We start from the raw sequence: 25,924 nt of genomic DNA on the forward strand, positions 1-25,924 counted from the left end.
GGACCACTCAGCATGCCCCGCAGGCGCCCCCGGCCCGTGCCGGTCAAAGGACCTTGCCGGGGTTGAGCAGGCCGGCCGGGTCGAGCGCGGCCTTGATCGCCTGGTGCACCCCGACGCCCACCGGGCCGATCTCGCGGGCCAGCCAGTCCCGCTTGAGCAGGCCGACGCCGTGCTCGCCGGTGCAGGTGCCGCCCAGCTCCAGGCCGAGCCGCATGATCTCGTCGAAGGCGCGTCGGCCGCGTTCCAGGCTCGCCGGGTCGGCCCGGTCCACCACGATGTTCGGGTGCATGTTGCCGTCGCCGGCGTGACCGACGACGCCGATCGGCACGTCGCACTCCGCGGCGATCCGGGCCACCCCGTCCAGCAGCGCCGCCAGCGCGCCCCGGGGCACCGCCACGTCGTCGATGACCAGGCCCCCGTTCCCGCCGGGGTAGGCGTCCGCGGCGAACTTCTCCATGGCCGGGTGGGCGAGCCGGCGGGCCTGCAACAGGGCGGCCGCCTCCACGGCGTCGGTGGCCGCGTAGACCTCGTCGGCGCCGGCCGCCTCGCAGACCTCGGCCAGCCCGGCCAGGTCGTCGGCCGCCCGGACGCCGGTGTCGGCGGCGGCCAGCAGCAGCGCCTGCGCGTCCGTGCGCAGGCCCATCGGCTGGTACGTCTCGATCGCCCGCAGGTGGGTCTGGTCCAGCAGTTCCAGCAGGCTGGGGGAGAGGCCCCGGGCGGCGATCTCGGCGACGGCCATGCCGGCCGCGGCGGTGGACGGGAAGACCGCCACCATGGTCAGCGACTCCGCCGGGGCGGGACGCAGCGCGACCGTCACCTCGGTGATCACGCCCAGGGTGCCCTCGGAGCCGACGAAGAGCCGGGTGAGGTCGTACCCGGCGACGCCCTTGGCCGTGCGCCGGCCGGTGCGCAGCACCTCGCCGGAGGCGAGCACCACCTCCAGGCCGAGGACGTACTCGGTGGTGACGCCGTACTTGACGCAGCACATGCCGCCCGCGTTGGTGGCGACGTTGCCGCCGATGGTGGAGGACTCCCACGAGCCGGGGTCGGGCGGGTACCACAGCCCCTGCTTCGCCACCGCGGCGGCGAGCGTCGCGTTGACCACGCCGGGCTGCACCACGGCGATCCGGCTCACCGGGTCGATCTCCAGGATGGCGTCCATCGCGACCGTGCTGAGCACCACGGCGCCGTCGACCGCGTTGGCCGCGCCGGCCAGCCCGGTCCGCGCCCCCTGTGGCACCACCGGCACGCCGTGCCGGGCGGCCGCCCGCAGCACGGCGGAGACCTGGGCGGTGCTGCGGGGACGGACGACCACCAGGGGGGTGCCGGCGGCGCAGAGGTCCGCCTCGTCCCGCTCGTGCATCCGCAGCAGGTCCGGGTCGGTCAGCACGGCGTCGTCGCCGAGCGCCGCCCGCAGGTCGTCGAGGAGAGGGGATCCGGCCATGCCGCCGAGGCTACGGTCGGCCGCGCGCGGCCGACAACCGGCCCTCGCACCGGGTAGCTTGGCCGACATGCTCTACCTGGACCGGCCCGCCTGGCCGTGGCGGGGGCGGCTCTGGTCCCACCTGATCAGCGACGTCTCCCACGCCGAGCTGCACGTCTTCGCCGAGGCGCTGGGGGTGCCCCGCCGGGGCTTCGACCGGGACCACTACGACATTCCCGCCGAGCGGTTCGCCGCGGCGGTCTGGCTGGGCGCCCGGGTGGTGCCGAGCCGGGAAATCGTGCGCCTGCTCCGGCAGGCCGGCCTGCGCCGACCGAAGCACCTGACCCGCCCTCGCACCCCCGCTGCCCGCCGCTCCGGCGATCTTGCTGTTCCGGCCCTCCCGCTGCTGTGACGCACGGCTTTCGCCGAGGCCGAAGTGCAAGATCGCGGAGGCCGAGGGCGGGGCCGGGAGTCAGCGGAGGCCGAGGGCGGGGGCCGGGAGCCGGCGGAAGCCGAGGGCGGGGGCCCGGAGTCAGCGGAGCGTCGCCAGCTCGCGGGTGAGGTTGGCCCGGGCGGGCGCCTCCCAGCGCCGGGCCAGCGGCGGCAGCCGGAACAGCGCCGGCAGGGCGAGCAACCCGGCGAGCACCCGGGCGCGGCCGGCCCGGAACGCCGGGTCGGGCACGTGCGCGTACTCCGGCGGATGGCGGCGGCGTAGTGGTCGTACGCCTCGGGCGGCGCGGCCAGGACGGCGAGGTCGGCGTCGCAGAGCAGCGCGCCGTCGGCGTCGCCCGGGTCGACGGCGTGCCCGGCGGTGAGCAGCACCAGCCGGCGGACCTCGGCCACGGCGTCGGCCGGCAGCCCCGACCGGGTGAGCAGGGCGTCGGCGAGCGCCGCGCTGTCCCGCTCGTTGGCGTCGCCCTCGGCGCGCGGGTCGTAGACCGCGTCGTGGCACCAGGCCGCGAGGCGCACCAGGTCCGGCCGCGCGGCGGACGACGCGTGCGCGTCGACCACGTCGAGGACGGCGGTCAGGTGGGCGACCGTGTGGTGGTGCCGGTGCGGTTCCCGCCAGCGCGCCAGCAGCTCCGCCCCGGCACGGTCCCGCCCCGCCGCGTCGGCCGCCCCGGCGCCCCGGGCCGCCGCCCGCCACCGGTCGAGAAGGTCGAGCATGCGGCCGAGTCTGCCGCACCGCCGCCAACAGGGAGGATTCACCCGCCCCGGTGCGGGTAGTCCCCGCCATGGCCGTGGCCCGGGACCGTCGACCCTCGCTGGTGCGGCGCGCCATCCGCCGCGAAGGCGCGACGGACATCGACGGGGCCCGGATCGCCGACGCGATGGAGAAGCTGCGGCACCATGGCAGGGCCACCCTGCACGACCGGCTGCACCGGGTGCGGATGGCGTGGGGTCTGGCCGTGCAGGCCGGCCTCGCCGCCGGCCTGTCCTGGTGGGCGGCGCACAATCTGCTGGGCAACCCGGAGCCGGTGTTCGCGCCGATCTCCGCGGTCGGCACCCTCGCCGCCTCGGTCGGCCAGCGGCTCCGGCGCACGGTGGAGCTGATCCTGGGGGTGGCGATCGGGGTCGCCGTGGGCGACTTCCTCATCTACCTGGTCGGCACCGGGGCGTGGCAGCTCGGCCTCGTGGTGACCGGGTCGATCGTGCTGACCATCTTCGCCGGCGCCAGCGTGTCCATCGTCATCCAGGCGGCGGCCACGGCCGTGCTGATCGTCACGCTGAGCCCGAAGACCGCGAACCTGGAGATCCCCCGGTTCGTCGACGCGTTCGTCGGCGGCGGGATCGCGTTGCTGGTCACCTCGGTCCTGCTGCCGCTGAATCCGCTCCGGGTGATCAACCGGGCCGCCCGGCCGGCGCTGGACCTGCTCGCCGCCCAGCTCGACAGCGCCGCCGACGCCCTGCGCGAACGGGACCGGGACAAGGCCCAACGGGCCCTGGACCGGCTGCGCAACAACCAGGAGGAGCTGTCGACCTTCACGGAGGCGATCGAGGGGGCGAAGGAGACCGCCGTCCTCTCGCCGGCCCGGTGGCACCGGCGGGACGAGCTCACCCACTACGCCGAGGCCGCCGACCCGATCGATCGGGCGATGCGCAACGCCGGCACGCTGATCCGGCGCGCGGTCACCCTGATCGAGGACGAGGAGCCCGTCCCGGAGCCGATGCCGGACGCGACGGCCCACCTCGCCGAGTCGGTACGCCTGATCAAGCACGAGTTCGCCGTCGGCGAGGAGCCGGAGAAGGCGCGGGAGCGGGCGCTGCGCGCGGTCAGCGAGGCCGGCCGGGCGTACGCCGAGGGGGTGGGTTTCTCCGGCAGCGTGGTGATCGCGCAGGTGCGTACCACGGCCAGCGACCTGCTGGTGGCCTCCGGGATCACGCAGGAGGAGGCGAACCGCCTGGTCCGGGAGTCCTTCGGCGAACAGGAGGGGCCGGGCGGCCAGCGGGCCGAGTCGGCCGCCGCCCCGAAGCCGCCCACCAGCCCGCCGGTCGGCTGACCCCCGGCCCGGCGGGTCAGCCGACCGACGGTCGCTCAGGCCGCCGCGGCGAGGGCGGCGAGCAGCCGGTCCACGTGTTCCGCCGTGCTGCCCAGGCCGACGCTGGCGCGCAGGGCGGTCGGCGGCAGGTCCCGCCGGCCGCTGCGCGCCGCCGCCTCGGCGAGCAGCCGCCGGGCCAGCGGGTGGGCGCAGAAGAGGCCGTCGCGCACCCCGATGTCGTGGTTGCCGGCCAGGTCCGCCGCCACGTCCGCCGAGTCCCGGCCGGCCACCACGAACGACACGATGCCCACCCGGGGCGCGTCGGGCCCGAAGGTGCGCAGCTCCACCACGTGCGGCAGGGCCGCCAGTCCGCCGCGCAGCCGGGACAGCAGGGCCTGCTCGGCGTCGTGCAGGGCCGCCCGGTCGGCCCCGGCCAGGGCGGTGCAGACCGCCGCGAGGGCGACCGCGCCGAGCAGGTTCGGCGTGCCCGCCTCGTGCCGGGCCGGCCCGGTCGCCCAGCGCACGTCGTGGGTGGCCGCGCCGACGTGACTGGTGGCGCCACCGCCGGCCAGGTACGGCGGTGCGGCGTCCAGCCAGTCCGCCCGCCCGACGAGCACCCCCGCGCCGAACGGCGCGTACAGCTTGTGGCCGGAGACCGCGAGGTAGTCGACGTCGAGGGCGGCGACGTCCACCGGCGCGTGCGGGGCGAGCTGCGCGGCGTCCACGGCGATCCGGGCCCCGTGCCGCCGGGCCACCCGGGCCAGCTCCGCCACCGGCCAGCGCTCGCCGGTCACGTTGCTGGCCCCGGTGACCGCGACCAGCACGGGCGGGTGACGGTCGGCGCGGGGGCCGCCCCCCGCGCCCGGCCGGCGCAGCTCGGTGAGGGCGGCGTCCAGCGCCCGGACCGCCTCGGCCGGCTCCCGCGGCACCGGCAGGCGGACCGAGCCGCGCGGCCAGGGCAGCAGGTTGGCGTGGTGCTCCCCGCCGAAGGTCACCACCGTGGTGCCGGCGGGCAGCACCCGGGCCAGCAGGTTCAGCGCGTCGGTGGTGTTGCGGGTGAAGATCACGTGGTCGCCGGCGCGGGCGCCGAAGAAGTCGCCGACGGTCTGCCGGGCGCGCTCGTAGGCGAGGGTGCAGCGCCGCGACAGCGCCCCCGCGCCGCGATGCACGCTGGCGTACCAGGGGAGCAGTTCCGCCACCGCGTCGGCGGCGGCCCGCGCGCACGGCGCGGTGGCCGCGTAGTCCAGGTTGACCTGTCCCGGCACGCCGAGCACGTCGAGCGGCCCGGCGGCCGCGGGCGGCGGCACGGTCCGCGTCGGGTGCGGGGCGGGCGGGGGTACGAGGGTGACGGTCATGGGCCGACCTCCAGGGTCCGGGGACCCCGGGTGGGCACACACGGGCGGGGTCCGCGCTTGCCCGGCACGCGGATCGGGCCGGGCCCGGTCATCACCCGGGGCACCCCACCGCGAACCTCGACGAGGGTTGCCGGCCAGCAAGCCGGGGCTTGACGCTGGCGCTCGTGACCTGCCGGCAGCATAGCGCGCGGATGCGCCCGGACCAGGCGGGCGGGGGTGACTACGCTGACCGCATGGCCGACACCCCGCCCGGCGCGCCCCTGCCGCCGTCGCCGACCGCGCCCGCCGTCCCGCCGTCGGGCGCGGCCGCTCCCCGGATGCCGCTGCGCCGGCTGGGCTGGCGGCGGGGCCTGGTGCTGGCCGGGGTGGTCCTGCTGATCGCCGCCTGCGCGGTGTTCATGGTTTTCACTCTCGGCGAGAGCCTCGGCGTCGAGGCGCTGCTGATCGGCGTGGTCGCCGCGATCCTCCCGGTTCCGGTGCTGGTGGGCTGTTTCCTCTGGCTCGACCGGTACGAACCGGAACCGCTGAAATACCTGATCTTCTGCTTCGCGTGGGGCGCGTTCGTCTCGACCGCCGCCTCGCTGACCGTCAACACGTTCTCGTCCAGGCTGTTCGAAGACTGGGGGCTGCCGACCGCGCTGACGGCGGTGCTGGTCGCGCCGTTCATCGAGGAGCTCACCAAGGCGCTCGGGCCGATCCTGCTGCTGATCTTCCGCCGGCGGGAGATCTCCGGGATCACCGACGCCCTGGTCTACTGCGGGCTCTCCGCGGTCGGGTTCGCCATGGTGGAGAACATCCTCTACCTAGGCGGCTACGGCTACGCCACCGGCGTCGAGCGGTACGGCCCGGCGACCGGCACGCAGCAGGTCATCGCGATCTTCATCGTCCGGATCCTGCTCTTCGGCTTCGCCCATCCGCTGTTCACCTCGATGACCGGCGTCGGGCTGGGCATCGCCGCCCGCACCGCCGACCGGCGCGTCCGGGTGCTCGCCCCGATCGCCGGCCTGCTGCTGGCGATGATGCTGCACGGCCTGTGGAACCTGCTGCCCACGCTCACCCAGGCCACCGGCGAGGCGCTGATCATGCTGTACGGCTTCATCGGCGTGATGGTGCCGATCTTCTTCGGCATGGTCGGGCTGGCCGTGTGGCTGCGCGCCTGGGAGGGGCGGCTCACCGAGCGCACCCTGCCGGACTACGTCCGGGCCGGCTGGCTGACCCCGCCGGAGGTGGCGGCGCTGAGCAGCCTGGGGCGACGGCACGCGGCCCGGGTGTGGGCCAAGCGGGTGGCCGGGGACGCCGGGGTGCGGGCGATGCGCGGCTACCAGTTCGCGGCGACCCGGCTGGCGCTGCTGCGCGACGGCGCGCTGCGCGGCCTGGACCGCAGGCCGGTGGACCGGGAACGGACCGCGCGGGAGGAGCGGGAGCTGCTGGAGGCGATCGCCGCGTACCGGTCGTTCTTCGTGGGGAGGGATCCGCAGGCGCCGGCCGGGATCTGGGACGGGCACCGCTACCACCTGCGGTTCCCGGACGGTTCGCAGCGGCCGGTCGAGGCGCCGGACGAGCCGGTGGTGCCGATCCCGGTGGTGCTCGCCCCGCCGCCGCCCCCGGCCTTCCCCGCCGGCTACGGCGCGCCCGGCTGGCCCGGCCCGCGACCCGCGGCCCCCTGGCCGCCCGGTCACCGCTGACCCGGTCTCCGGGTCGCCCGGTCACCGCTGACCTGGTCCCCGGGTCGCCCGGTCAACACCGCAGCGGCGTCCCGGGGCCCCGTGGTGCTCCGGGCCGTCAGGTCATCAGGCTGGTGAGGAAGTCGCCGAGGCCCTGGAACATCGCCATCAGCCCCGCCCCGATCGCCTTGAACATCTCGGCCGCGCCCTCCGGCCGGAACGCGATGAAGTAGATCAGGAACGCGACGCTTCCCCAGATCAGCAGCTTCTTCACGAATTCCGGCATCGTCCCTCCCCAGGGCCGGTGGTGCGGCTGGCTTCCCGGCCGGGAGCGCCGCAAACGGCACCGGCGCCCGCAGCCGCGCGGGGCGGGACGGGTGGGGCGGGCTCAGAGGTGTCAGAGGTAGAGGCCGGTGGAGTCGTTCTCCACGCGCTCGGCCGCCACGGCGTGCACGTCGCGCTCGCGCAGCAGCACGTACCCGCGGCCGTGCAGTTCGACCTCCGAGCGGTCGTCCGGGTCGAACAGGACGCGGTCGCCCGAGACGATGGCGCGGACGTTCGGCCCCACCCCGACGGCGGTGGCCCAGGCGAGCCGCTTGCCCACGGCGGCGGTCGCCGGGATCACGATGCCGGCGGTGGAGCGGCGCTCACCCTCGCTCCCCTCCATCCGCACCAGCACGCGGTCGTGCAGCAGGCGGATCGGCAGGCCGGAGTCGAGATTCTTGTCGGCGGTCACGCCGGAAACGCTACCGTGTCCCGGTCGGGCGGCCGTGAGCGGTTACGCGCCGGGGGCGGGGGGCACTGTGTGGCGGAACTGCCCTACGGTGGCGTGGTCGGACGTATCCTGTCCGCCCACCGGGCGGGCACGGCCGGGTTCTGCAGCCAGGAGGTGCGCTTGAGCCGCTTCGAGCGGGTACGCGGACGGCTCCGTCGCGCGTACGAGTCGGGCCGGGAGTCGGTGCGCCTCCGTCGTACGGACCCGACCGACGCCCCCGGGCCGGCCGGAGTGGCCTCGCCGGCGTCCCCCGGGCCGGCGGCGGCGCCGTCGGCGACCGTGGTCGGCGCGGAGCCGCCCGCGGCGATGCACACCTCCACCTCCAGCCGGGACGACGCGGACGTGCCGCACGGGCTGCGGATCGCCGCCGCCTGGTCCTGGCGGCTGATCGCGATCGGCATCGTCGTCTGGGCGCTGATGAAGATCGTCGGCACGATCGAGATCGTGGTCATCCCGCTGGCCGTCGCGCTGCTGCTCTCGGCGCTGCTCGCGCCGGCGGTCGGCTGGCTGCTGCGGGCCCGCTTCCCCCGCTCGCTGGCGACCGCGGTGGTGCTGGTCGGCGGCCTCGCCGCGGTGATCGGCACGCTGACCCTGGTGGTCAACGAGTTCATCCAGGGCGTGCCGGAGCTGAGCAAGAAGTCGTCGGAGGGCGTCCGGCAGATCCAGGACTGGCTCAAGACGGGCCCGCTGCACCTCTCCGACGGGCAGCTCGACCGCTACATCGAAGAGGGCCAGAAGTGGGTCGACGACAACACCGAGAAGCTCACCAGCGGCGCCCTCTCCACGGCCGCGACGCTGGCCGAGGTGCTGACCGGCACGCTGCTGGTGCTCTTCGCCACCTTCTTCTTCCTGCGTGACGGCAACCGGATCTGGCGCTTCCTGGTCCGGCTGCTGCCGGTGGCCGCCCGCTGGAAGGTGGACGACGCCGGCCGGGCGTCCTGGGCGACGCTGGTCGCCTACGTACGCGCGACCGTGCTGGTCGCCTTCATCGACGCGGTCGGCATCGGCATCTTCCTGGTCGTCTTCGACATCCCGTTCGCCTTCCCGCTCGCCGCGCTGGTCTTCCTCGGGGCGTTCATCCCGATCGTCGGGGCGACCCTGTCGGGCGTCGTCGCGGTCCTGGTCGCGTTGGTCGACAGCGGCCTGGTGACCGCGTTGATCATCCTCGGCGCGGTGATCGGCGTTCAGCAGGTGGAGGGGCACGTGCTCCAGCCGCTGATCATGGGGCGCGCGGTGGCCATCCACCCGCTCGCGGTGATCATCGGGATCGCGGCCGGCGTGGTCCTCGCCGGGATCACCGGCGCGCTCGTCTCGGTGCCGCTGATCGCCGTGCTGAACACGGCCGTCCGCCGGCTCGCCGCCCGCACCGTTCCGGACACCCCGCCCGACGCCGTCGTCGTCGCCTCGCAGGCGCCCTGACCCGCCCCGGCGGATCCGGAGCGCCCTGACCGCCCCGGCGGATCCGGGGCGGTCAGACCTTGGCGAGGCGTTCGAGGGCGCCGCGGGCGACCTCCGGCCGGGTGGTGTACCAGAACGGCGGCAGCGACCGGCGCAGGAAGGCGCCGTAGCCCCGCGCGGTCTCCAGCCGCGAGTCAAGCACCGCGACGACGCCCTTGTCGCCGGTCGACCGGATCAGCCGCCCCACCCCCTGCGCCAGCCGGACCGCGGCGATCGGCACGCTGACCGCGGCGAAACCGGACCCGCCGCTGGCGTCGACCGCGGCGGCCCGGGCCGCCGCGAGCGGCTCGTCCGGCCGGGGGAAGGGCAGCCGGTCGATGACCACCAGTTGGCAGGAGTCGCCGGGCACGTCGACGCCCTGCCACAGCGACATCACCCCGAACAGGCAGCTCGCCTTCTCCTCCCGGAACCGGCGCACCAGCAGCGGCAGCGCCTCCTCGCCCTGGAGCAGGACGGGCAGGTCGGTCCGCGCGCGCAGCAGCTCCGCCGCCTGCTGCGCGGCCCGCCGCGAGGAGAAGAGGCCGAGCGTACGCCCGCCGAGCGCGGTGACCAGCGCGAGCAGCTCCTCGCCGGCCGCGTCGGGCAGCCCGGAGACGCTGGGCCGCGGCAGGTGCGCGGCGACGTAGAGGATGCCCTGCCGTGCGTAGTCGAACGGCGAGCCGACGTCGAGCGAGCGCCACCCGGGGCCCGACGTCGCCGGCAGCCCCGGCGTGCCGGTCGCCGGTCGAGGCGGCTCGCCCCCCGCCGACCCGGCGCGTCCGGTCGCCCCACCGCCGCCCGGGGCCCCGGCGGCCGACGTGGCCCCGGCGCGCCCCGCCGGGTCGGTGCGGCCGGCGGCGCGTGCGGCCAGGGCCGCGGCGGCCGGTGACGGCGGGTCGGCCGGGGCCGCCTCCAGACCGAGCGCCCGGGCCACCGTGTCGAACCGGCCGCCGAGCGTCAGGGTCGCCGAGGCGGCGACCACCGTGCGCTCGTCGTACAGGTGGGTGGCGAGGGTGCCGGCGACCGACAGCGGCGCGACCACCAACGCCCGGCGGCCGGTGTTGTCGTTCTTCTCCACCCAGGCCACGTCGTGGTCGGCCTCCTCCAGCAGCCGCTGGGCGGTGGTGGAGAGCTCGTCGAGCACCGCCTTGGCCTGCTGCTTGCGCACCGGATCGGGGTCGTCGGCCTTGATCTCGCCGATGCCGTCGAGCGCCGCCCGGGTGGCCGCGTCGAGCAGGGTGCACGCCTCGCGCAGCGCGGCCGGCAACCCGGACGTGATCCGCCCGGCCGGCGCCTCCGCCAGCCCGACCGCCAGGGCGTCGCCGGCCGCGGTGAGCGACTCGGCAGTCTCCGGGCGCAGCAGCGGGCGGGCCCGCTTCGCGGAGCGGTCGATCAGCTCCGGCACCAGCTCGGCCTGGGCGGCCGAGGAGACGCGGTCGGCCAGCTCGTGCGCCTCGTCCACGATGAGCAGCTTGTGCGGCGGCACGATGTGCCGGCCGGCGAGCATGTCCACGGCCAGCAGGCTGTGGTTGGTGACGACGATGTCGGCCTCGCGGGCCCGGGCGCGGGACGCCTCGGCGAAGCACTCCGCGCCGAACGGGCAGCGGGCCGCGCCGACGCACTCCCGGGCCGGCATGGAGACGAGCCGCCACGCCTGGTCGTCGACGCCCGGGTCCAGCTCGTCCCGGTCGCCGGTGTCGGTCTTCTCCGCCCAGTCGCGCAGCCGCTGGATCTGCTTGCCGAGCCGCCCCGCCTCGCCGAGCCACTTCGTGCCGCCGCCGGGGCGCGCCGCCGGGGCGTCGAAGAGCGTGTCCTCCGGCTCGTCCTCGGTGGAGTTGTCCAGCCGGGCCAGGCAGAGGTAGTGGTGCCGCCCCTTGAGCACGGCGAAGGTGGGCCGGCGGCCGAGCACCGGCTCCACGGCGTCGGCGAGCCGGGGCAGGTCGTGGTCGACCAGTTGGGACTGCAACGCCAGGGTGGCCGTGGAGACCACCACCGGGCCGTCCACGGTCAGCGCCGGGGCGAGGTAGGCCAGCGACTTGCCGGTGCCCGTGCCGGCCTGCACGAGCAGGTGCTCGCGCGCCTGCACGCACTCCTCGATGGCGGTGGCCATCTGCTGCTGGCCGGGCCGTGCGGCGCCGCCGGGCACCGCGCCGACCGCGGCGGCGAGCAGCTCGGCCCCGCTCGGCCGGGCGCCCCGCCGGCGGCCTCCGGTGCGGGGCGAGGGGGTGGCGGAACCGGTGGCGAGGCGCGGAGTCACCGTGCGACGGTACCCGCCGCTGCCGACACCGGCCGCGCCGATCCGGGCGTGGCGTCGTCACGGTACGGAATCCGACGGGCCGAGTCCGGTTACTTCCGTGCGGCGACCGGTGGGCGGTATCGGTTAGGGTGCGACTCATGCCGAGCGACGTGGTCCGCGTGATCTACCGCAAGTACGACGGCAGCGCCCACCGCGACTACCCGGCCCGCCGCCTGGCCGAGGACGACCTGGGCGTCTGGCTCGGCGTGACCGAGGGCACGAAGTCGGTCTACCACGGCCGGCCGTCGGTCGAGCAGATCCCGTTCGTGCTCCTGGTGCCGCACCAGGGCTGGTGGACGGGCATGTTCAACCCGCCGCCGCGCACCAGCGAGGTCTACTGCGACATCGCCAGCCCGGCCCGCTGGGAGCACGACGACACCGTCCACCTGATCGACCTGGACCTGGACGTGGTGCGCCGCCGGGCCACCGGCGCGGTCGAGCTGCGCGACGAGGACGAGTTCGCCGAGCACCGGGCCCGCTTCGGCTACCCGGACGACGTGGTGGCCGAGGCCGAGGCGGCGGCCCGGTGGCTCCTCGGCGCGCTCGGCGACGGCACCGAGCCGTTCGCCACGTCGTACCGGAAGTGGCTCGCCCTGGTGGTCTGAGCCGGCGCCCGGGGTCACCAGCGTGGCGGCCAGACGTCCTCGTCCCCCAGCGGCGCCACGTCGCGCAGCTTCTCCGGGTTGAGCTGGTGGAAGATGCCGGTCACCCGGCCGCCGTCCACCGCCAGGGCGGCGACCACCCGCAGCGGCCGGCCGTCGGAGTGCACCGTCTCCATCTGCATGCCCAGCACGCCGTCGACCAGCACCGGGCGGGCGCGCACCGTGGCGCCGTAGCGGCCGGCCCGGCCGAAGAGGCCCAGGACGAACCGGGCCACCGCGTCGGCGCCGAGCACCGGGCGGCGGGCCGCCGGGAAGTGGCCGCCGCTGTCGCCGATGAGCACCACGCCCGGGGCGAGCACCCGCACCAGCGCGTCCAGGTCGCCCGACTCGACGGCGGCGACGAACGCGGCGAGGACCCGGCGCTGCTCGGCCGGGTCGGCGTTGTCTCGGGGCGCGTCGGGCGCCTGCACCGCCCGGCGGGCCCGGGAGGCGAGCTGGCGGGCGGCGGCGTCGGTCGTGCCGAGCGCCTCGGCGATCCGGGGGAAGGGCACGGCGAAGACGTCGTGCAGCACGAAGGCGACCCGCTGCTCCGGCGTGAGCCGTTCCAGTACCACCATGAGCGCCGTGCCGACCTGGTCGGTGCGGACCGCCCGCTCCGCCGGGTCGGGCGCGAAGCCGTCGGTGCGCGGGCCCTGGTCGAGCGGGGCCACCACGGGCTCCGGCAGCCACTGGCCGGGGTACGCCTCCCGCCGCACCCGCGCCGAGCGCAGCACGTCCAGGCAGATCCGGGCGCAGGCGGTGGTCAGCCAGGCGCCGAGGTGCCGGATCTCGGCGCGGGCCGCCGGGTCGGCGAGCGCGGCGGCGTACCGCAGCCAGGTCTCCTGCACGGCGTCCTCGGCCTCGCCGCGGCTGCCGAGCATCCGGTACGCGACGGCCAGCAATCGCCCCCGCTCGGCCTCGAACTCCGTCGCCAGATCCCGCACCCGAACCTCCCAGCACCCGCCGTCCCTCACATTCTCCCGCCACCCCGACCCGCCCCTCCGCCCCGCCTCGACGGGCGGGCGGGGCGGGAGGTGGGTGATGATCCGGGGATGGGAGCGGCTGAGGAAGCGGACGTTGTCGGGCCGACCGGCGGGACCATGCGGGACCTGCTGCGGGTCGCACCGGGCGGGACGGTGGACCTCGGGGCCGTGGACCCCCGGTCGACGCCGGGGCTGCCGGGCCGGAGGTGACCGGCGCGTACCGCAGGCAAGTGGTACCGCGACTGGGCCGTCGCGCACCTGCTCAGGGAGACGTTCGACACCCTCAATCTGGGGTATCCGCCTGCCGGTTTCGACGTCCGGCGGGAACGGGAGCGGCTGCTGGGACCTGAGGAGAACGTCGTAGGTGAACGACAGGTAAACGGCCGATGAATGTGGCCCGACCAGGGGGAGGCCGCGGAATTCCCGCTTCCGTCGTTTCCTAGCATTCCCAGTCGGGCATCCCTCCGGGCGGCCGCACCCTTCCCACCGACACGACGAGGTCCGTGCTGTGAAGTTTTCCTTCCGCCCGAACGAGGGCGCCTTCTACGAGCTCTTCACCAGGGCCGCGCAGAACCTGGTGAAGGGCACCGAACTGCTCAACGAGCTGGCCCTGCCGGGTGTCGAGGTGCAGTCGGTCAGCGAGCGGCTCACCGAGGTGGAGCACGACAGCGACCAGATCACCCACGAGCTCTACAAGAAGATCAACTCCACCTTCATCACGCCGTTCGACCGGGAGGACATCTACCGGCTCGGCTCGCTGCTGGACGACGTGATGGACCACCTCGAGGCGGTCGGCAACCTGCTCTACCTCTACGGGCTCACCAAGATCCCGTCGCTGCCCCGGGAGATGCACGAGCTGATCAACGTCCTCGACGCCCAGGCGAAGCTGACCGCCGAGGCGATGCCGCGGCTGAGGTCGATGAAGGACCTCGAGGACTACTGGATCGAGTGCAACCGGCTCGAGAACGACGGCGACCAGGCGTACCGGATGCTGCTGGTGCGGCTCTTCTCCGGCGAGTACGACGCACTGACCGTGCTGAAGATGAAGGAGGTCGCCGACGAGCTGGAGGCCGCCTGCGACGCCTTCGAGCACGTGGCGAACACCGTCGAGACCATCGCGGTCAAGGAGTCCTGATCCTGTGAGCCCCGAACTCATCGCCGTGCTGGCGGTGATCGCGGTGGCGTTGGCGTTCGACTACACCAACGGCTTCCACGACGCCGCCAACGCGATCGCGACCAGCATCTCCACCCGGGCGCTCACACCCCGGGTGGCCCTGGCCATGGCGGCGGTCGGCAACTTCATCGGCGCCCACTTCGGCGCCGAGGTGGCCAAGACCGTCGGTAGCGGCCTGGTGAAACTACCCACCGGGCAGGCCAGCCTCGGCATCGTCTTCGCCGGCGTGATCGGCGCGATCGTGTGGAATCTGATCACCTGGTACTTCGGCCTGCCGTCGTCCTCGTCGCACGCGCTGATCGGCGGCCTGGTCGGCTCGACCGTCGCCGCGTCCGGCACCGTGCTGTGGGCCGGCATCGGGGAGAGCGTGATCATCCCGATGATCCTCTCGCCGATGGTCGGCTTCCTGCTCGGTTACATCGTCATGATCGCCGTGCAGTGGATCTTCCGGAAGGGTCACCCCGGCAAGCTCAACCGGGGCTTCCGCTGGGCGCAGACCGCGTCGGCCGCCGCCATGTCGGTCGGGCACGGCATGCAGGACGCCGCCAAGACCATCGGCATCGTGGTGCTCGCCCTCTACGTCGGCGGCTACCAGAACGACCCGAGCTTCATCCCGGAGTGGGCGTTCTGGACCTCGGCCGCCGTGCTGGCCGCCGGCACGTACGCCGGCGGGTGGCGGATCATCCGGACGCTGGGCCGGAAGATCATCGACCTGAAGCCGCCGGAGGGTTTCGCGGCCGAGACCGTCGCCAGCTCGGTGCTCTACTTCAACGCGCTGGTGCTCGGCGCCCCGATCTCGACCACCCACACGATCACCTCGGCGATCATGGGTGTCGGCGCCACCAAGCGGCTCTCCGCCGTGCGGTGGGGCGTGGCCGGCAACATCGTCGGCGCGTGGATCCTCACGTTCCCGGCCGCCGGCTCGATCGGCGCCCTGATGTACTTCCTGGCCCGCCCGCTCTTCAGCTGACGGCCGACGCGAAGGGTCCCCGCCGACCGGCGGGGACCCTTCGCGCATCCGAGGTCGTCAGGAGTAGTCGACGCCGATCCGGGCGCGGATCCCGTCCAGCAGGGCCATCACCTCCAGGGTGGCGGCGTGCGGGACCAGGGGGCTCTCCGGCAGGCCCTCGGCCAGGCAGCGCTGGACCTCCGCGGCCTCGTACTGGTAGCCGCCGCCGGCCAGCTCGCCGGTGATCGTCTCCGGCTCCGCGCCGGCCCGGTGCAGGGTCACCGAGCCCGGCCGGAAGAACGGCTCCGGCAGGTCGATCCGGCCGGTGCTGCCGGTGACCGAGGCGACCAGCGGGGTCGCCCCGACCATGCCGCAGCTCAGCGTGGCGACGGCCCCCGAGTCGTAGCCGAGGACGATGCCGGTGTTCTCGTCGACCCCCTCGGGGCTCAGCTTCGCCCAGGCCCGGACGTGGTCGGGCACCCCGAGCAGCAGATGCGCCAGGCTGACCGGGTAGACCCCGAGGTCGAGCAGGGCGCCGCCGCCGAGGGTGCGGGCGCGCATCCGGTGCTCCGGCGGGAACGGCCCGGCCACCCCGAAGTCGGCCCGCACGCCGGTCACCGTGCCGATCGCGCCGTCCGCCACCAGCTCGCAGAGGCGGCGTACGAGCGGGTTGGTCCGCATCCACATGGCCTCCATCAGGAAGACCCCGGCGGCCCGCGCGGTCTCGACCAGCTCGGTGCTGGTCGCCAGGTCGAGCGTGAACGGCTTCTCCAGCAGCACCGCCCGGCCGGCCGCGAGACAGGTCAGGGCCGCCTCGTGGTGCGCGGCGTGCGGGGTGGCGACGTAGACGACGTCCAAGTCGTCGTCCGCGGCGAGTTCCGCCCAGGAGGCGTACGCCCGCGGCACGCCGTGGCGGCGTGCGAACCGCTCCGCGCTCTCGGCGGTCCGCGAGCCGACCGCCGTCAGCTCCGCCCCCGGCACCAGCCGGAGGTCCTCGGCGAAGCGGGCGGCGATGTGGCCGGTGGCGAGGATGCCCCAACGAGTCATGGCCGTGACGCTAACGAAGATCACCGGGCGGCGGAGCGGGCGATCCACCGGTCGGGAACTAGGCTCGGCGCATGACGATCCGCGCCGACGGCTTCCCCGCACCCCCGGCGCTGGTGGAGCACGCCCGCCGGTTCCGCGCCGAGGGCGGCACCCCGGCGGCGCCCCGGGTCGCGGCCACCGTGCTGCTGCTCCGCCCGGCCGGCGACGACTTCGAGGTCTACCTGATCCGCCGGGTCGCCGCGATGGCCTTCGGCGGGATGTACGCCTTCCCCGGCGGCGGGGTCGACCCCTCGGACTCGCAGGCGCACCTGGACTGGGCCGGCCCGACGCCGGCCGGCTGGGCCGGGCGGCTGGGGCTGACTCCGGCGGCCGCCCAGGCGGTGGTCTGCGCCGCGGCCCGGGAGGTGTTCGAGGAGGCCGGGGTCCTGCTCGCCGGCCCCGACGCCGGGACCGTGGTGGGCGACGTGAGCGGCGACGACTGGGAGGCCGACCGGGTGGCGCTGGAGCAGCGCCGGGGCGGCTTCGCGGACCTGCTCGCCCGGCGCGGGCTCACCCTCCGGTCGGACCTGCTGCTGCCGTGGAGCCGGTGGATCACGCCGGAGTTCGAGCCGCGCCGCTTCGACACGTACTTCTTCGTGGCCCTCCTGCCAGAGGGGCAGCGGACCCGGGACGTTTCCGGCGAGGCCGACCACACCCTGTGGATCCGCCCGGCGGACGCCCTGGCCCGGGCGGAGGCGGGCGAGCTGACCATGCTGCCGCCGACCCTGGTGAACCTGGCCCAGGTGGCGGCCGGCGGCGACCTGGCCGGCGTCGCCGGGGCGGCGGCGACCCGGGACGCGGCCACGCCGGTCACCCCCCGCCTCGACCTGCCCGACGACGGCGAGGCCCGGTTCGTGCTGGCCTGATCCCGAGCGCTCCGGGCCCCGCCGGGCCGGCGGCGGTGCGGCCGGGATGCCCCCGACGCAGACGCAGACGCCCCGCCCGGGACGGGGCGGGGCGCCGGCGCTGGGCGGGTCGGCTCAGCCGAAGCGGCCGGTGATGTAGTCCTCGGTCTTCTTCACACCGGGGTTGCTGAAGATCTTCTGCGTGTTGTCGTACTCGATCAGGCGGCCCGGGTCGCCGGTCTTCTCGATGGAGAAGAAGGCGGTCCGGTCCGAGACGCGGGCCGCCTGCTGCATGTTGTGCGTGACGATGATGATCGTGAACTTGTCCTTGAGCTGGAACATCAGGTCCTCGATCGCCAGCGTGGAGATCGGGTCGAGCGCCGAGCAGGGCTCGTCCATCAGCACCACCTGCGGCTCGACCGCGATGGTCCGGGCGATGCAGAGCCGCTGCTGCTGACCGCCGGAGAGGCCGGCGCCGGGCTTGCCGAGCCGGTCCTTCACCTCGTCCCAGAGGTTGGCCGAGCGGAGCGCCTTCTCGGCCGCCTCGTCCAGGATCGACTTCTTGCGGACCCCGTTGAGCCGCAGGCCGGCCACCACGTTCTCGAAGATGCTCATGGTGGGGAACGGGTTCGGCCGCTGGAAGACCATGCCGATCATGCGCCGGACGGCGGTGACGTCGACGTCCCGGTCGTAGATGTCCTGGTCGTCGATGGTGAGGCTGCCCTCGACCCGGGCGCCGGGAAGCACCTCGTGCATCCGGTTGATCGACCGGAGGAAGGTGGACTTGCCGCAGCCGGACGGGCCGATCAGGGCGGTCACCGTCTTCGGCTCGACCGTCAGGTTGATGTTCTCGATCGCCTTGAAGGCGCCGTAGTAGGCGGTGACGTTCGAGGCTTCGATGCGCTTGGCCATGGCGGTGGTACCTCCGGGGTTCATCGGCCGAGCCGGTTGCGGCGGGCCAGCAGCTTCGCCGCGACGGTCAGGATCAGCACGAGGGCGACCAGGGTGAGTGCGGCGGTCCACGCCCGCGCCGGCGCGTACCGGGACGCGTCGCCGGCCTGCTGGTAGACGAAGAGGGCCAGCGACGACTGGTTGTTCTCGAACGGGTTGAAGTTGATCGCCGCGCCACCGCCGGCGACGAGCAGCACCGGGGCGGTCTCGCCGGCCGCGCGGGCGATGGCGAGCATGACGCCGGTGACGATGCCCGGCAGCGCGGTGGGCAGCACGACCCGCAGGATGGTCTTCCACTTCGGCACGCCGAGGGCGTACGCGCCCTCGCGCAGCGGCGCCGGGACGAGACGCAGCATCTCCTCGGTGGAGCGGACCACGGTGGGCAGCATCAGCACGCCCAGCGCGAGCGCGGCGGCGAAGCCGGAGAAGCTCGGCCGGCCGTCGTTGAACCACGGCGAGACGATCAGCACCCAGAACGCCAGCACGAACAGGCCGGCGACGATGGACGGGATGCCCGTCATGACGTCCACGAAGAACCGGATCGCGAAGGCGAACCGGCCCCGGCCGTACTCGACGACGTAGATGGCGCAGAGGATGCCGAGCGGGACGGTGATCAGGGCGGCGATGCCCACCTGCTGCAACGTGCCGACGATCGCGTGGTACGCCCCGCCGTTCGGGTCGCGGGCGCCGATGTTGTTCATCGAGGTGAGGAAGAAGTCGCCGTCCAGCCGCTCGGCGCCCTTGCTGACCAGCGTCCAGACCACCGAGGCCAGCGGCAGGACGGCCAGCACGAACGCGGAGTGGATCAGCGCGCTCCAGGTGCGGTTGCGTGCCGACCGGCCCCCCTCGACCGCGTTCGCCGCGACGAAGAGGCCGACCAGGTAGAGCAGCGCGCCGAGCACCACGACCAGCACCGGGCCGCCGATGCCGGCGCCGTACACGACCGCGGCGGCGGCCAGCAGGGCGGCCGCCGCGATGGCCGGTGCGGCGTACTTCGGCAGCCGCCGGGCCTTCAGGGTGGGCGGCTGGGCCGGCGGGCGGGTGCGGTGCGACGTGACGGTGGTGGTCATGCGGCCGACTCCGTGAACTCCCGGCGACGGTGGATGATCGCCCGCGCCGTGATGTTGACGATCAGCGTGATGGCGAAGAGCACCAGACCGGAGGCGATCAGCGCGCCCCGACCCGTGTCGTTCGCCTCGCCGAACGTGTTGGCGATGTTGGCGGCGATGGTGTTGCCGCCGCTCTCGATGAGGTTGAACGAGATGTTGAAGGTGATGCCGAGGGTCATCGCCAGGGCGATGGTCTCGCCGAGCGCCCGGCCCAGGCCGAGCATGACGGCGGCGACGATGCCGGGGCGGCCGTAGGGCAGCACCGCGGTGCGGATCATCTCCCAGCGGGTCGCGCCGAGGGCGAGGGCGGCCTCCTCGTTGGCGTTCGGGGTCTGCAGGAACACCTCGCGGGACAGCGACGTGATGATCGGCAGCACCATGATCGCCAGGACCAGCGCGCCCAGCATGATGGACTTCCCGAACGGGCCGTCGCCGCCGAAGATCGGGATCCACCCGAAGTACGTGTTCAGCCAGGCGGAGAAGTCCCGGACCGGGTTGATGAAGACGTCCCGGCCCCAGAGGCCGAAGACCACGCTCGGCACTGCGGCCAGCAGGTCGATCAGGAAGCCCAGCGTGGTGCCGAGCCGGCGCGGCGCGTAGTGGGACAGGTAGAGCGCGATCCCCAGGGCCACCGGCACCGCCATCAGCAGGGCCAGGGCGGAGCTGAGCACGGTGCCGAAGGCGAGCGCCCCGATGCCGAACTTCGGCTCCGCGTCGTTCGGGAACCAGCCTTCGAACGTCCAGAAGCCCTCGGTGTTGGCCCGCAGCGCCGGCACGGCCTTGGCGATCAGGAAGACCGCGATCGCGGCGATGATGACCAGGACGGCGACGCCGGCGGCCAGGGTGAGGCCCCGGAAGGCCCGCTCTGCGCCGAACGCCCGGGCCCGGGGCAGCGCGCCACCGCCGCCCAGCCCGGCTCCGCCCGGGGTACGGGTGCTGACTGGTGGCTCGGCCAGACGCGCCGAGGCACCGGCGGGCCGCTCGTGACCTTGGGTCACGCGGGTCCCGCCGGTGCCGGCGTCGGCCGAGCGCTGAGGGGTTTCACCCATCTGCTCGCTCGCTTCGAGTTGAGGTGGTGGTGGTGTCGGTGAGGGCGGGTCAGGCGAGGTTCTTGACCGCGGCCTCGACCTTGGTGCGGACCGACTCGGGCAGCGGGGCGTAGCCCAGCTCGGTGAGGTCGGCCTGGCCCGCGGTGCTGGTGGCGTGGCCGAGGAAGCCCTTGACCAGCGGCAGCTTGTCGGCCGGGATGCCCTTCGAGCAGACGATCTCGTAGGTCACCAGGACGATCGGGTAGGCCCCGGCCTCCTTGGTGTTGTAGTCGATCTTCATCTTGAGGTCGTCGCCCTGGCCCTCGACCGTGGCGCCGGCGATGGTCTTACCGGCCGACTCGGCGGTCAGCTCGGCGAACTCGCCCGCACCGTTGCCGATCTTGGCGGTCTTCAGGCCGCCGTTCTCGGCGTACGACCACTCGACGTAGCCGATGGTGCCGTCCTGGCCCTTGATGGCGCTCGCGACGCCGTCGGACTTCGCCGCGCCGGTGCCGCCCGGGGCCTTCCACTCCTTGGCCTTGCCGAAGGTCCAGTCGGACGCGGCGGTCTTGGAGAGGAAGTCGGTGAAGTTGTCGGTGGTGCCGGAGGAGTCCGAGCGGTGCACCGCGTTGATGGCGGTCGACGGCAGCGTGGCGCCCGGGTTGTCGGCCTTGATGGCCGGGTCGTCCCACTTGGTGACCTTGCCAGCGAAGATCTTCGCCAGGGTGGCCGGCTTGAGCTGGAGGTTGTCCACGCCGTTCACGTTGTAGGCGATGGCCACCGGGCCGATCACCATCGGCAGGTGGACGGCCGGGCCGGTGGCGCACTTGGCGTCGGCCTTCGGCTGCTCCTCCTCCTTGAGGGCGGAGTCCGAGCCGGCGAAGTCGGCGGTGCCCGCGAGGAGGGCCTGGATGCCGGCGCCCGAGCCGGACGGCTCGTAGTTGATCTTCGCGCCGGAGCACTTCTGCTGGTACGCCTTGATCCACTCGTCCATGGCGTTCTTCTGCGCCGACGAGCCCTGGGCGTTCAGCGTGCCGGTGGCGCAGTCGGCGGCGGCGGCCGACCCGGAGGCGGAGGCGCTGCTCGCGGGCTCGTTGTTGTCCGAGCCGCATGCGCTGAGAGCGAGCGTCGCGGTAAGAGCGAGGCAGGCGAGAGTGCCGTGCCGCTGGAGCTTCACCTGAGGGGTTTCCCTTAACGTCTGACTTCGCACCCGGATTGGGGGCCCGGGGCGCCGGCGCTGACCGGCTGGTCCAAAAGTTAGGAGTGCCAGGTAGCCGGTTCGCCGGTCGCACATGAACGCGAGGTGAACAGGTGCGGCAGCGCAGGTGACCGCTCGCTGAGGGTGAGTTGTCCGTTAAGTGAACTCGGATGCCACTGTCGGAAGTATGGGCATTTTTCTGGTACGGCGTTATCTCGCCGACGCGCCGCCGTTATCCGCCGGTGACCGACGCGCCCGGGCCCGCGAGCCCGCGCCAGCACCGCCGGTCCGGAGCCGCCGCGCGGGGCCGCCGGTCCGGAGCCGCCGCGCGGGGGTGGCGGCCCGGAGCCGGTGTCGGGGTCAGGCCGACTGGTAGTTCACGTGCGCGGACCAGCGGGCGAAGCCGAGCCGCTCGTAGAGGGCCACTGCGGCGGTGTTCGACTCGTCGACGTAGAGCATGACCCGGTCCAGGTCCCGCCGGTCCCGCAGGTACGCCAGGCCGGCCGCGGTCAACGCCCGGCCCAGCCCGCCCCGGTGTGTCGCCGGGTCCACCCCGAGGACGTAGACCTCGCCGATCCGGGCCGAGCCGGGGCGCTCGTGGACCTTCGTCCAGTGGAAGCCCACCAGCCGGCCGGTGGCCTCCTCGACGGCGAGCAGGAAGCCCTCCGGGTCGAACCACGGCTCGGCGAGGCGTACCCGCAGGTCGGCGGCGGACCAGCGGCCCTGCTCGGGGTGGTCGGCGAAGGCCCGCGCGTTGAGCGCGAGCCAGGCGTCGTCGTCGTCGCCCGGCCGGAACGCGCGCAGCGTCACCCCGTCCGGCAGCCGGGGGTCGGGGATCGGCGCGGTCAGCGGCCGGCGCAGTTGCCAGAGCACCCGTGCCCGGCGCAGGCCCAGGTCGACGCCGAGCGCGGCGGCGGACGGGTGGTCGCCGTGTGCCCAGATCCGCACCGGGCCACCGGCCGCCGCCAGCACGCCCCGGGCCAGCGCGCGTCCCGTCCCGCGCCGCCGGTACGCCGGATGCACCGCCAACTCCACGCCGGTCCCGGCCTCGCCGTCGGTGGTGTCCAGGTGGGCGTACCCGGCCAGCGCCCCGTCGGCGGCCCGGGCGGTCAGGTGCACCGCGGCCGCGTCCGGGTCCCGCAGCCGGAGCAGCACGTGCTCGTCGAACGGGTCCGCCCCGTCGGCGTCGCCGGCTGCCCCCGCGAGGGCCAGTACCTCGGTGATCTCCGTGGGGCTGAGGCGGTCGGTCCGGGTCACCTGCTGGTTGGTCGGTGCGGCGCTGCTCATGCCGTCACGGTAGTCCCGCCGGCCGCCGATCCCGCCGACCTCGACCCGCCCCGCCGGGCCGTGTAGCGGGCGTCACGCCGGCGGTCGGGCGGGCAGGCGCGCCGAGTCCGGTCGGGTGGGTGGCCGCGCTGGGCGGGTCGCCGCGTCTCACGTCGCGCCGTTGGGCAGCGCCTCCACCCGGAACCGGCTGGTCAGGTCCGGCAGGATCTCGTACAGCGCGTCCACCGTGCCCTGCCGGTCGCCGCCGGCGTCGTGCAGCAGCACGACCGAGCCGGGTTCGACCTGCGTGCGGACGCTCGCGGCGATCCGACCGGCTCCCGGCACCTTCCAGTCGACCGTGTCGACCGTCCAGTGCAGCGGGGTCATCCCCAGTTCCCGGGCGACGGACACCACCGAGGTGGTCCAGGCGCCGCCGGGTTGGCGGTAGTACGCGATCGGGGCCCCCGGCACCGCCGCCCGGATCGCCTCGCTGGTGCGCAGCAGGTCCGCCCGGATGGACTTCGGCGACTGCTCGCCGAGGGTGACGTCGTGGTTCCAGCTGTGGTTGCACAGGGTGTGCCCGTCGGCCACGATCGCCCGGATCAGGTCGGGGTGGCTCTGCGCGTTCTCGCCCACCACACAGAAGGTGGCCCGGACGCGGTGCTCGCGCAGCACGGCGAGTACCTGCGGGGTGTAGAGCGGGTCCGGCCCGTCGTCGAACGTCAGGGCGACCAGCGAGGTGCCGCTGGTGGTCTGTGTGCCGAACGGCCCGTCGGCCCCGGTCGGTGCGCGGGTCGGGTCGGTGTCGCCGTCCTGCGCGGCGGTCGAGGGCCCGGTGCTCGGGTCGTCGCCGGGCGTGGAGTCATTCGTCGGCGGCTGGTCGGCGTAGTGCTGGCCGGCTGTCACGCCGGCGGTGGGCCGGTCGGGGATCAGGCTGCGGCCGAGCGCGTACGCCGTGCCGAGCAGGGCGGTCACGACCAGCGCGACGATGCCGACGGCGCGCGCGGCGGAGGGATCCCAGGCCGTCCTGCCCGTCCGTGCCGAACCGTCTTCCCCGTGGTCGATGCGCACGCCGCCGCCCCCTTTGCCAGCAAACCCGGCAGTCAGAATAGAGCCGGCGAGTTGCGCAAAAAGGGCATATACGAACACGTCCCCGAAAGGGGAAGAGAGTCAGACGGGCAGCGGGGCGTGCTCCGACTCCGGCAGCGATCGGGACGGCGGCACGACGAACTTGTAGCCCACCTGCCGCACCGTGCCGATCATCGACTCGTACTCGGAGCCGAGCTTCGCCCGCAGCCGCCGGACGTGCACGTCGACCGTGCGGGTGCCGCCGAAGTAGTCGTAGCCCCAGACCTCCCGCAGGAGCTGGTCCCGGGTGAACACCCGGCCGGGGTGCTGCGCCAGGAACTTCAGCAGCTCGAACTCCTTGTAGGTCAGGTCGAGCGGCCGGCCCTTCAGCTTCGCGGCGTAGGTGTCCGGGTCGATGGTGAGTTCGCCGGCGCGGATCGAGCCGCCGGCGCCGGACGTCGCGCTGCTCAGCCGGCCGACCACCAGCCGCAGCCGGGCCTCCACCTCGGCCGGGCCCGCCGAGGCGAGGATGACGTCGTCGACGCCCCAGTCGGCGTTGAGCGCGATCAGCCCGGCCTCGGTGACCACCGCGACGAGCGGCACGCCGAGCCCGGTGGCGTGCAGCATCCGGCAGGTGGCCCGGGCCTCGCTCAGCTCGGACCGGGCGTCGACCAGCACCGCGTCCGGGCTGGGGCCGGCCACCAGGGTGCGGACGTCGCGCGGCGCGGTGCGGACCGAGTGCGGCAGCAGGTCGAGCGCCGGCAGCACAGCGGATGGTTCGCCTGCGCGTGCGGTCACCAGCAGCAGGATCTCCACGATCACCTCCGTCCCGGCGGCCGTCGGCCGCGCGCGACCAGCGCCTTTCCCCAGGGTGTGGCGCTGATGAACTTGCGTGGGTCCCGGCGTCGCTGACGGGCGGGTAGCGGCTTGAGCGTAACCGATGGCCTCGGCGTCACCTCCGCGTCCTTTCCTGTTTGCCCGGCTTGCCCATGATCGCGCCTCAGGTTTTAACGTTGCCGAAACCGTGACCTCCGCGCCGGCCGGCCGGTCTGGCACGATCGTGGCGTGTTTCCCTCCAGCTCGCCCGAGACCGGCCGCGACCCGTGGTCCGACGGGCCCCGCCCGGGGCCCTCGGGCCCGTCCCGTGGCCAGCCGCCGGCGCCGCGCACCGGGCCGGCCCCTGACGACGACGGCGACCGCCGCGAGCGCGGCGGGCCGCGTCGCGCCCGCCGCGATGGCGAGCCGCCGCGCCGGCCCGACGACGAGGCGGACGCCGAGCCCGACGAGGAGGCGGTGGAGCCGGTCGAGGTGCACCGCCCGCTCGCGCTGGCCGTCGCCGGGTTCGCGCTCCTGCTGGGCATCGGCCTGGTGCTCGGGGCGCAGACCTCCGGCCCGGGCCACCGGCTGCCGTTCGCGGGCATCGTCTTCGGCGTACAACTGCTCTTCGTGCTGGCCTGGACGATGGCCATGCGGCCGCCGGCGCTGCTGCTGGTCGCCCTGGTCAGCGTGGTGGCCGCGGTCGCGGCCGACGCCGCCGCCGTGCAGACGGACGTCGCCGGCCTGGCGCCGCTGGGCTACGTCGCGGTGGGCGCCTTCCTGCTCGGGGTGCTCGGTCAACTCGTCCGGCGGGTCGACCGGGTGCGGGTGACCGACTCCCTGGGCGGCACCCTGCTGATCGTGGTGGGCGTCGTCGCCTTCGCCACCCTGATCACGCTCAGCCGGATCCCGGCCGGCACCCAGGCCATCACCGTCTGCCTCACCGCCAGCGGGGTCGCGCTCACCGTCGCCCGGCTCACCGACGCGGTGGCGCCCTGGCCGCGGCTGGCGCCGCAGGTGCCCCGGGGCGCGGCCGGCGTGGTCGGCGGCGCCATGGTCGGCACGCTGGTCAGCGCCGTCCTCGGCAGCTACCTGGTGACGCCCTTCACCCCGACCAAGGCCGCGATCATCGGGCTGGTCGCGGCGGTCGCCGCCGTGCTGGCCGACCTCGCCGTGGGGTACGCGGAGGCGGGCCGGCTGATGGCGGGGGAGCCGCCGACCATGTGGGTCGCCCGGCACATGCAGGGGCCGCTGGGCGGCTTCGCCCTCGCCGCGCCGGCCGCGTACGCCATGTGCAAGCTCGTCCTCTGAGGCGCGGTTGAGGATTTCCCCGTTCGGGTACCACGGAGGGGCCGCGACGCGGCACCCAGGGCACTCACG

At 74.5% G+C, this 25,924-nt stretch carries 24 protein-coding genes, 2 pseudogenes and 1 riboswitch; of the genes and pseudogenes, 10 read left to right on the plus strand and 16 right to left on the minus strand.

Translation table 11 applies throughout. From position 1 onward, the window contains the following. Positions 1-43: 43 nt before the first annotated feature. The gene (locus ACFY23_RS14855) at positions 44-1,444 is read right to left on the minus strand and encodes an FAD-linked oxidase C-terminal domain-containing protein (protein WP_350685110.1); all 1,401 of its coding nucleotides are present in this window, start codon (positions 1,442-1,444) and stop codon (positions 44-46) included. 67 nt (positions 1,445-1,511) lie between these two features. On the opposite strand from ACFY23_RS14855, the gene ACFY23_RS14860 reads away from it, so the two are divergent. Continuing rightward, positions 1,512-1,835 carry a DUF4031 domain-containing protein gene (locus tag ACFY23_RS14860; protein ID WP_350685109.1) on the plus strand — a complete coding sequence of 108 codons (324 nt, stop codon included), beginning with the start codon at positions 1,512-1,514 and terminating at the stop codon, positions 1,833-1,835. A gap of 120 nt (positions 1,836-1,955) precedes the next feature. On the opposite strand, the gene ACFY23_RS14865 is transcribed toward ACFY23_RS14860, so the two are convergent. Next, positions 1,956-2,105, minus strand: coding sequence for a hypothetical protein (locus ACFY23_RS14865; protein ID WP_350685108.1), 150 nt, complete (start codon positions 2,103-2,105; stop codon positions 1,956-1,958). Positions 2,106-2,137: 32 nt separating this feature from the next. On the opposite strand from ACFY23_RS14865, the gene ACFY23_RS14870 reads away from it, so the two are divergent. Together ACFY23_RS14870 and ACFY23_RS14875 are read left to right on the plus strand one after the other, a co-directional pair. Further along, positions 2,138-2,650, plus strand: coding sequence for a hypothetical protein (locus ACFY23_RS14870; protein ID WP_350685107.1), 513 nt, complete (start codon positions 2,138-2,140; stop codon positions 2,648-2,650). Between the two features lie 104 nt (positions 2,651-2,754). Next, a complete protein-coding gene (locus tag ACFY23_RS14875; protein WP_387036464.1) occupies positions 2,755-3,924 on the plus strand; it encodes an aromatic acid exporter family protein in 1,170 nt (389 codons plus the stop codon). 35 nt (positions 3,925-3,959) lie between these two features. On the opposite strand, the gene ACFY23_RS14880 is transcribed toward ACFY23_RS14875, so the two are convergent. After that, a complete protein-coding gene (locus tag ACFY23_RS14880; protein WP_350818965.1) occupies positions 3,960-5,258 on the minus strand; it encodes an aminotransferase class V-fold PLP-dependent enzyme in 1,299 nt (432 codons plus the stop codon). A gap of 48 nt (positions 5,259-5,306) precedes the next feature. Beyond that, a riboswitch (SAM riboswitch) is annotated at positions 5,307-5,428 on the minus strand. Between the two features lie 63 nt (positions 5,429-5,491). On the opposite strand from ACFY23_RS14880, the gene ACFY23_RS14885 reads away from it, so the two are divergent. Then, on the plus strand, positions 5,492-6,943 hold the full coding sequence (locus ACFY23_RS14885) for a PrsW family intramembrane metalloprotease (RefSeq protein ID WP_350686893.1): 1,452 nt from the start codon (positions 5,492-5,494) through the stop codon (positions 6,941-6,943). Between the two features lie 97 nt (positions 6,944-7,040). On the opposite strand, the gene ACFY23_RS14890 is transcribed toward ACFY23_RS14885, so the two are convergent. Continuing rightward, the gene (locus ACFY23_RS14890) at positions 7,041-7,208 is read right to left on the minus strand and encodes a hypothetical protein (protein ID WP_350686891.1); all 168 of its coding nucleotides are present in this window, start codon (positions 7,206-7,208) and stop codon (positions 7,041-7,043) included. Between the two features lie 111 nt (positions 7,209-7,319). Beyond that, on the minus strand, positions 7,320-7,658 hold the full coding sequence (locus tag ACFY23_RS14895) for a co-chaperone GroES (protein WP_350686889.1): 339 nt from the start codon (positions 7,656-7,658) through the stop codon (positions 7,320-7,322). A 93-nt stretch (positions 7,659-7,751) separates the two neighbouring features. On the opposite strand from ACFY23_RS14895, the gene ACFY23_RS14900 reads away from it, so the two are divergent. Beyond that, entirely contained in the window at positions 7,752-9,116 is a 1,365-nt protein-coding gene (locus ACFY23_RS14900) for an AI-2E family transporter (RefSeq protein WP_350818967.1), read from the plus strand. A gap of 52 nt (positions 9,117-9,168) precedes the next feature. On the opposite strand, the pseudogene ACFY23_RS14905 reads toward ACFY23_RS14900, so the two are convergent. After that, positions 9,169-9,855, minus strand: a pseudogene (locus ACFY23_RS14905) (ATP-dependent DNA helicase); the annotation flags it as partial. Positions 9,856-10,008: 153 nt separating this feature from the next. After that, positions 10,009-11,462 (minus strand): annotated as a pseudogene (locus ACFY23_RS14910) (ATP-dependent DNA helicase); the annotation flags it as partial. A 66-nt stretch (positions 11,463-11,528) separates the two neighbouring features. On the opposite strand from ACFY23_RS14910, the gene ACFY23_RS14915 reads away from it, so the two are divergent. After that, the gene (locus ACFY23_RS14915; RefSeq protein WP_350684610.1) at positions 11,529-12,035 is read left to right on the plus strand and encodes a DUF402 domain-containing protein; all 507 of its coding nucleotides are present in this window, start codon (positions 11,529-11,531) and stop codon (positions 12,033-12,035) included. Positions 12,036-12,049: 14 nt separating this feature from the next. On the opposite strand, the gene sigJ is transcribed toward ACFY23_RS14915, so the two are convergent. Further along, positions 12,050-13,015 carry an RNA polymerase sigma factor SigJ gene (gene sigJ / locus ACFY23_RS14920; RefSeq protein WP_350684609.1) on the minus strand — a complete coding sequence of 322 codons (966 nt, stop codon included), beginning with the start codon at positions 13,013-13,015 and terminating at the stop codon, positions 12,050-12,052. A gap of 547 nt (positions 13,016-13,562) precedes the next feature. Between sigJ and ACFY23_RS14925 the strand changes: the two genes are divergently transcribed. Continuing rightward, positions 13,563-14,189, plus strand: a complete 627-nt coding sequence (locus ACFY23_RS14925; protein WP_350684608.1) for a DUF47 family protein — start codon at positions 13,563-13,565, stop codon at positions 14,187-14,189. Between the two features lie 4 nt (positions 14,190-14,193). Next, positions 14,194-15,198: an inorganic phosphate transporter gene (locus ACFY23_RS14930; RefSeq protein WP_350684607.1), complete on the plus strand. Its 1,005-nt coding sequence runs from the start codon at positions 14,194-14,196 to the stop codon at positions 15,196-15,198. Positions 15,199-15,255: 57 nt separating this feature from the next. On the opposite strand, the gene ACFY23_RS14935 is transcribed toward ACFY23_RS14930, so the two are convergent. After that, the gene (locus tag ACFY23_RS14935; protein ID WP_350684606.1) at positions 15,256-16,224 is read right to left on the minus strand and encodes a Gfo/Idh/MocA family oxidoreductase; all 969 of its coding nucleotides are present in this window, start codon (positions 16,222-16,224) and stop codon (positions 15,256-15,258) included. A gap of 71 nt (positions 16,225-16,295) precedes the next feature. On the opposite strand from ACFY23_RS14935, the gene ACFY23_RS14940 reads away from it, so the two are divergent. Then, entirely contained in the window at positions 16,296-17,129 is an 834-nt protein-coding gene (locus tag ACFY23_RS14940; RefSeq protein ID WP_350684605.1) for an NUDIX hydrolase, read from the plus strand. Positions 17,130-17,243: 114 nt separating this feature from the next. Here ACFY23_RS14940 and pstB read toward each other — a convergent pair whose 3' ends face one another. The 7 genes from pstB to ACFY23_RS14975 all read right to left on the minus strand — a co-directional run bounded on the left by pstB (position 17,244) and on the right by ACFY23_RS14975 (position 24,550). After that, positions 17,244-18,020 carry a phosphate ABC transporter ATP-binding protein PstB gene (gene pstB, locus ACFY23_RS14945; protein ID WP_350684604.1) on the minus strand — a complete coding sequence of 259 codons (777 nt, stop codon included), beginning with the start codon at positions 18,018-18,020 and terminating at the stop codon, positions 17,244-17,246. Between the two features lie 20 nt (positions 18,021-18,040). Beyond that, on the minus strand, positions 18,041-19,129 hold the full coding sequence (gene pstA, locus ACFY23_RS14950; RefSeq protein WP_350684603.1) for a phosphate ABC transporter permease PstA: 1,089 nt from the start codon (positions 19,127-19,129) through the stop codon (positions 18,041-18,043). After that, a complete protein-coding gene (gene pstC / locus ACFY23_RS14955; protein ID WP_350684602.1) occupies positions 19,126-20,217 on the minus strand; it encodes a phosphate ABC transporter permease subunit PstC in 1,092 nt (363 codons plus the stop codon). The genes pstA and pstC overlap by 4 nt, the downstream gene beginning before the upstream one ends. 49 nt (positions 20,218-20,266) lie before the next feature. Continuing rightward, positions 20,267-21,373, minus strand: a complete 1,107-nt coding sequence (gene pstS / locus ACFY23_RS14960; protein WP_350684601.1) for a phosphate ABC transporter substrate-binding protein PstS — start codon at positions 21,371-21,373, stop codon at positions 20,267-20,269. 381 nt (positions 21,374-21,754) lie between these two features. Further along, positions 21,755-22,681, minus strand: a complete 927-nt coding sequence (mshD, locus tag ACFY23_RS14965) for a mycothiol synthase (protein ID WP_350684600.1) — start codon at positions 22,679-22,681, stop codon at positions 21,755-21,757. 147 nt (positions 22,682-22,828) lie between these two features. Next, positions 22,829-23,725 carry a polysaccharide deacetylase family protein gene (locus ACFY23_RS14970; protein ID WP_350684611.1) on the minus strand — a complete coding sequence of 299 codons (897 nt, stop codon included), beginning with the start codon at positions 23,723-23,725 and terminating at the stop codon, positions 22,829-22,831. A gap of 105 nt (positions 23,726-23,830) precedes the next feature. Beyond that, entirely contained in the window at positions 23,831-24,550 is a 720-nt protein-coding gene (locus tag ACFY23_RS14975; RefSeq protein WP_350684599.1) for a response regulator transcription factor, read from the minus strand. Between the two features lie 243 nt (positions 24,551-24,793). On the opposite strand from ACFY23_RS14975, the gene ACFY23_RS14980 reads away from it, so the two are divergent. Beyond that, positions 24,794-25,855, plus strand: a complete 1,062-nt coding sequence (locus ACFY23_RS14980; protein ID WP_350684598.1) for a hypothetical protein — start codon at positions 24,794-24,796, stop codon at positions 25,853-25,855. Positions 25,856-25,924: the final 69 nt, after the last annotated feature.

Source organism: Micromonospora sp. NPDC000121, assembly GCF_042899165.1.
Taxonomy (GTDB): domain Bacteria; phylum Actinomycetota; class Actinomycetes; order Mycobacteriales; family Micromonosporaceae; genus Micromonospora.

What these genes read in the sequence shown, in the direction of transcription:
- ACFY23_RS14875 (WP_387036464.1), top strand. Translation starts at nt 2,755, where the DNA reads ATGGAGAAGCTGCGGCACCATGGCAGGGCCACCCTGCACGACCGGCTG.
- ACFY23_RS14890 (WP_350686891.1), bottom strand. Translation starts at nt 7,208, where the DNA reads ATGCCGGAATTCGTGAAGAAGCTGCTGATCTGGGGAAGCGTCGCGTTC.
- ACFY23_RS14855 (WP_350685110.1), bottom strand. Translation starts at nt 1,444, where the DNA reads ATGGCCGGATCCCCTCTCCTCGACGACCTGCGGGCGGCGCTCGGCGAC.
- ACFY23_RS14880 (WP_350818965.1), bottom strand. Translation starts at nt 5,258, where the DNA reads ATGACCGTCACCCTCGTACCCCCGCCCGCCCCGCACCCGACGCGGACC.
- mshD (WP_350684600.1), bottom strand. Translation starts at nt 22,681, where the DNA reads ATGAGCAGCGCCGCACCGACCAACCAGCAGGTGACCCGGACCGACCGC.
- pstB (WP_350684604.1), bottom strand. Translation starts at nt 18,020, where the DNA reads ATGGCCAAGCGCATCGAAGCCTCGAACGTCACCGCCTACTACGGCGCC.
- ACFY23_RS14940 (WP_350684605.1), top strand. Translation starts at nt 16,296, where the DNA reads ATGACGATCCGCGCCGACGGCTTCCCCGCACCCCCGGCGCTGGTGGAG.
- ACFY23_RS14885 (WP_350686893.1), top strand. Translation starts at nt 5,492, where the DNA reads ATGGCCGACACCCCGCCCGGCGCGCCCCTGCCGCCGTCGCCGACCGCG.
- pstA (WP_350684603.1), bottom strand. Translation starts at nt 19,129, where the DNA reads ATGACCACCACCGTCACGTCGCACCGCACCCGCCCGCCGGCCCAGCCG.
- pstC (WP_350684602.1), bottom strand. Translation starts at nt 20,217, where the DNA reads ATGGGTGAAACCCCTCAGCGCTCGGCCGACGCCGGCACCGGCGGGACC.
- ACFY23_RS14860 (WP_350685109.1), top strand. Translation starts at nt 1,512, where the DNA reads ATGCTCTACCTGGACCGGCCCGCCTGGCCGTGGCGGGGGCGGCTCTGG.
- ACFY23_RS14915 (WP_350684610.1), top strand. Translation starts at nt 11,529, where the DNA reads ATGCCGAGCGACGTGGTCCGCGTGATCTACCGCAAGTACGACGGCAGC.
- ACFY23_RS14935 (WP_350684606.1), bottom strand. Translation starts at nt 16,224, where the DNA reads ATGACTCGTTGGGGCATCCTCGCCACCGGCCACATCGCCGCCCGCTTC.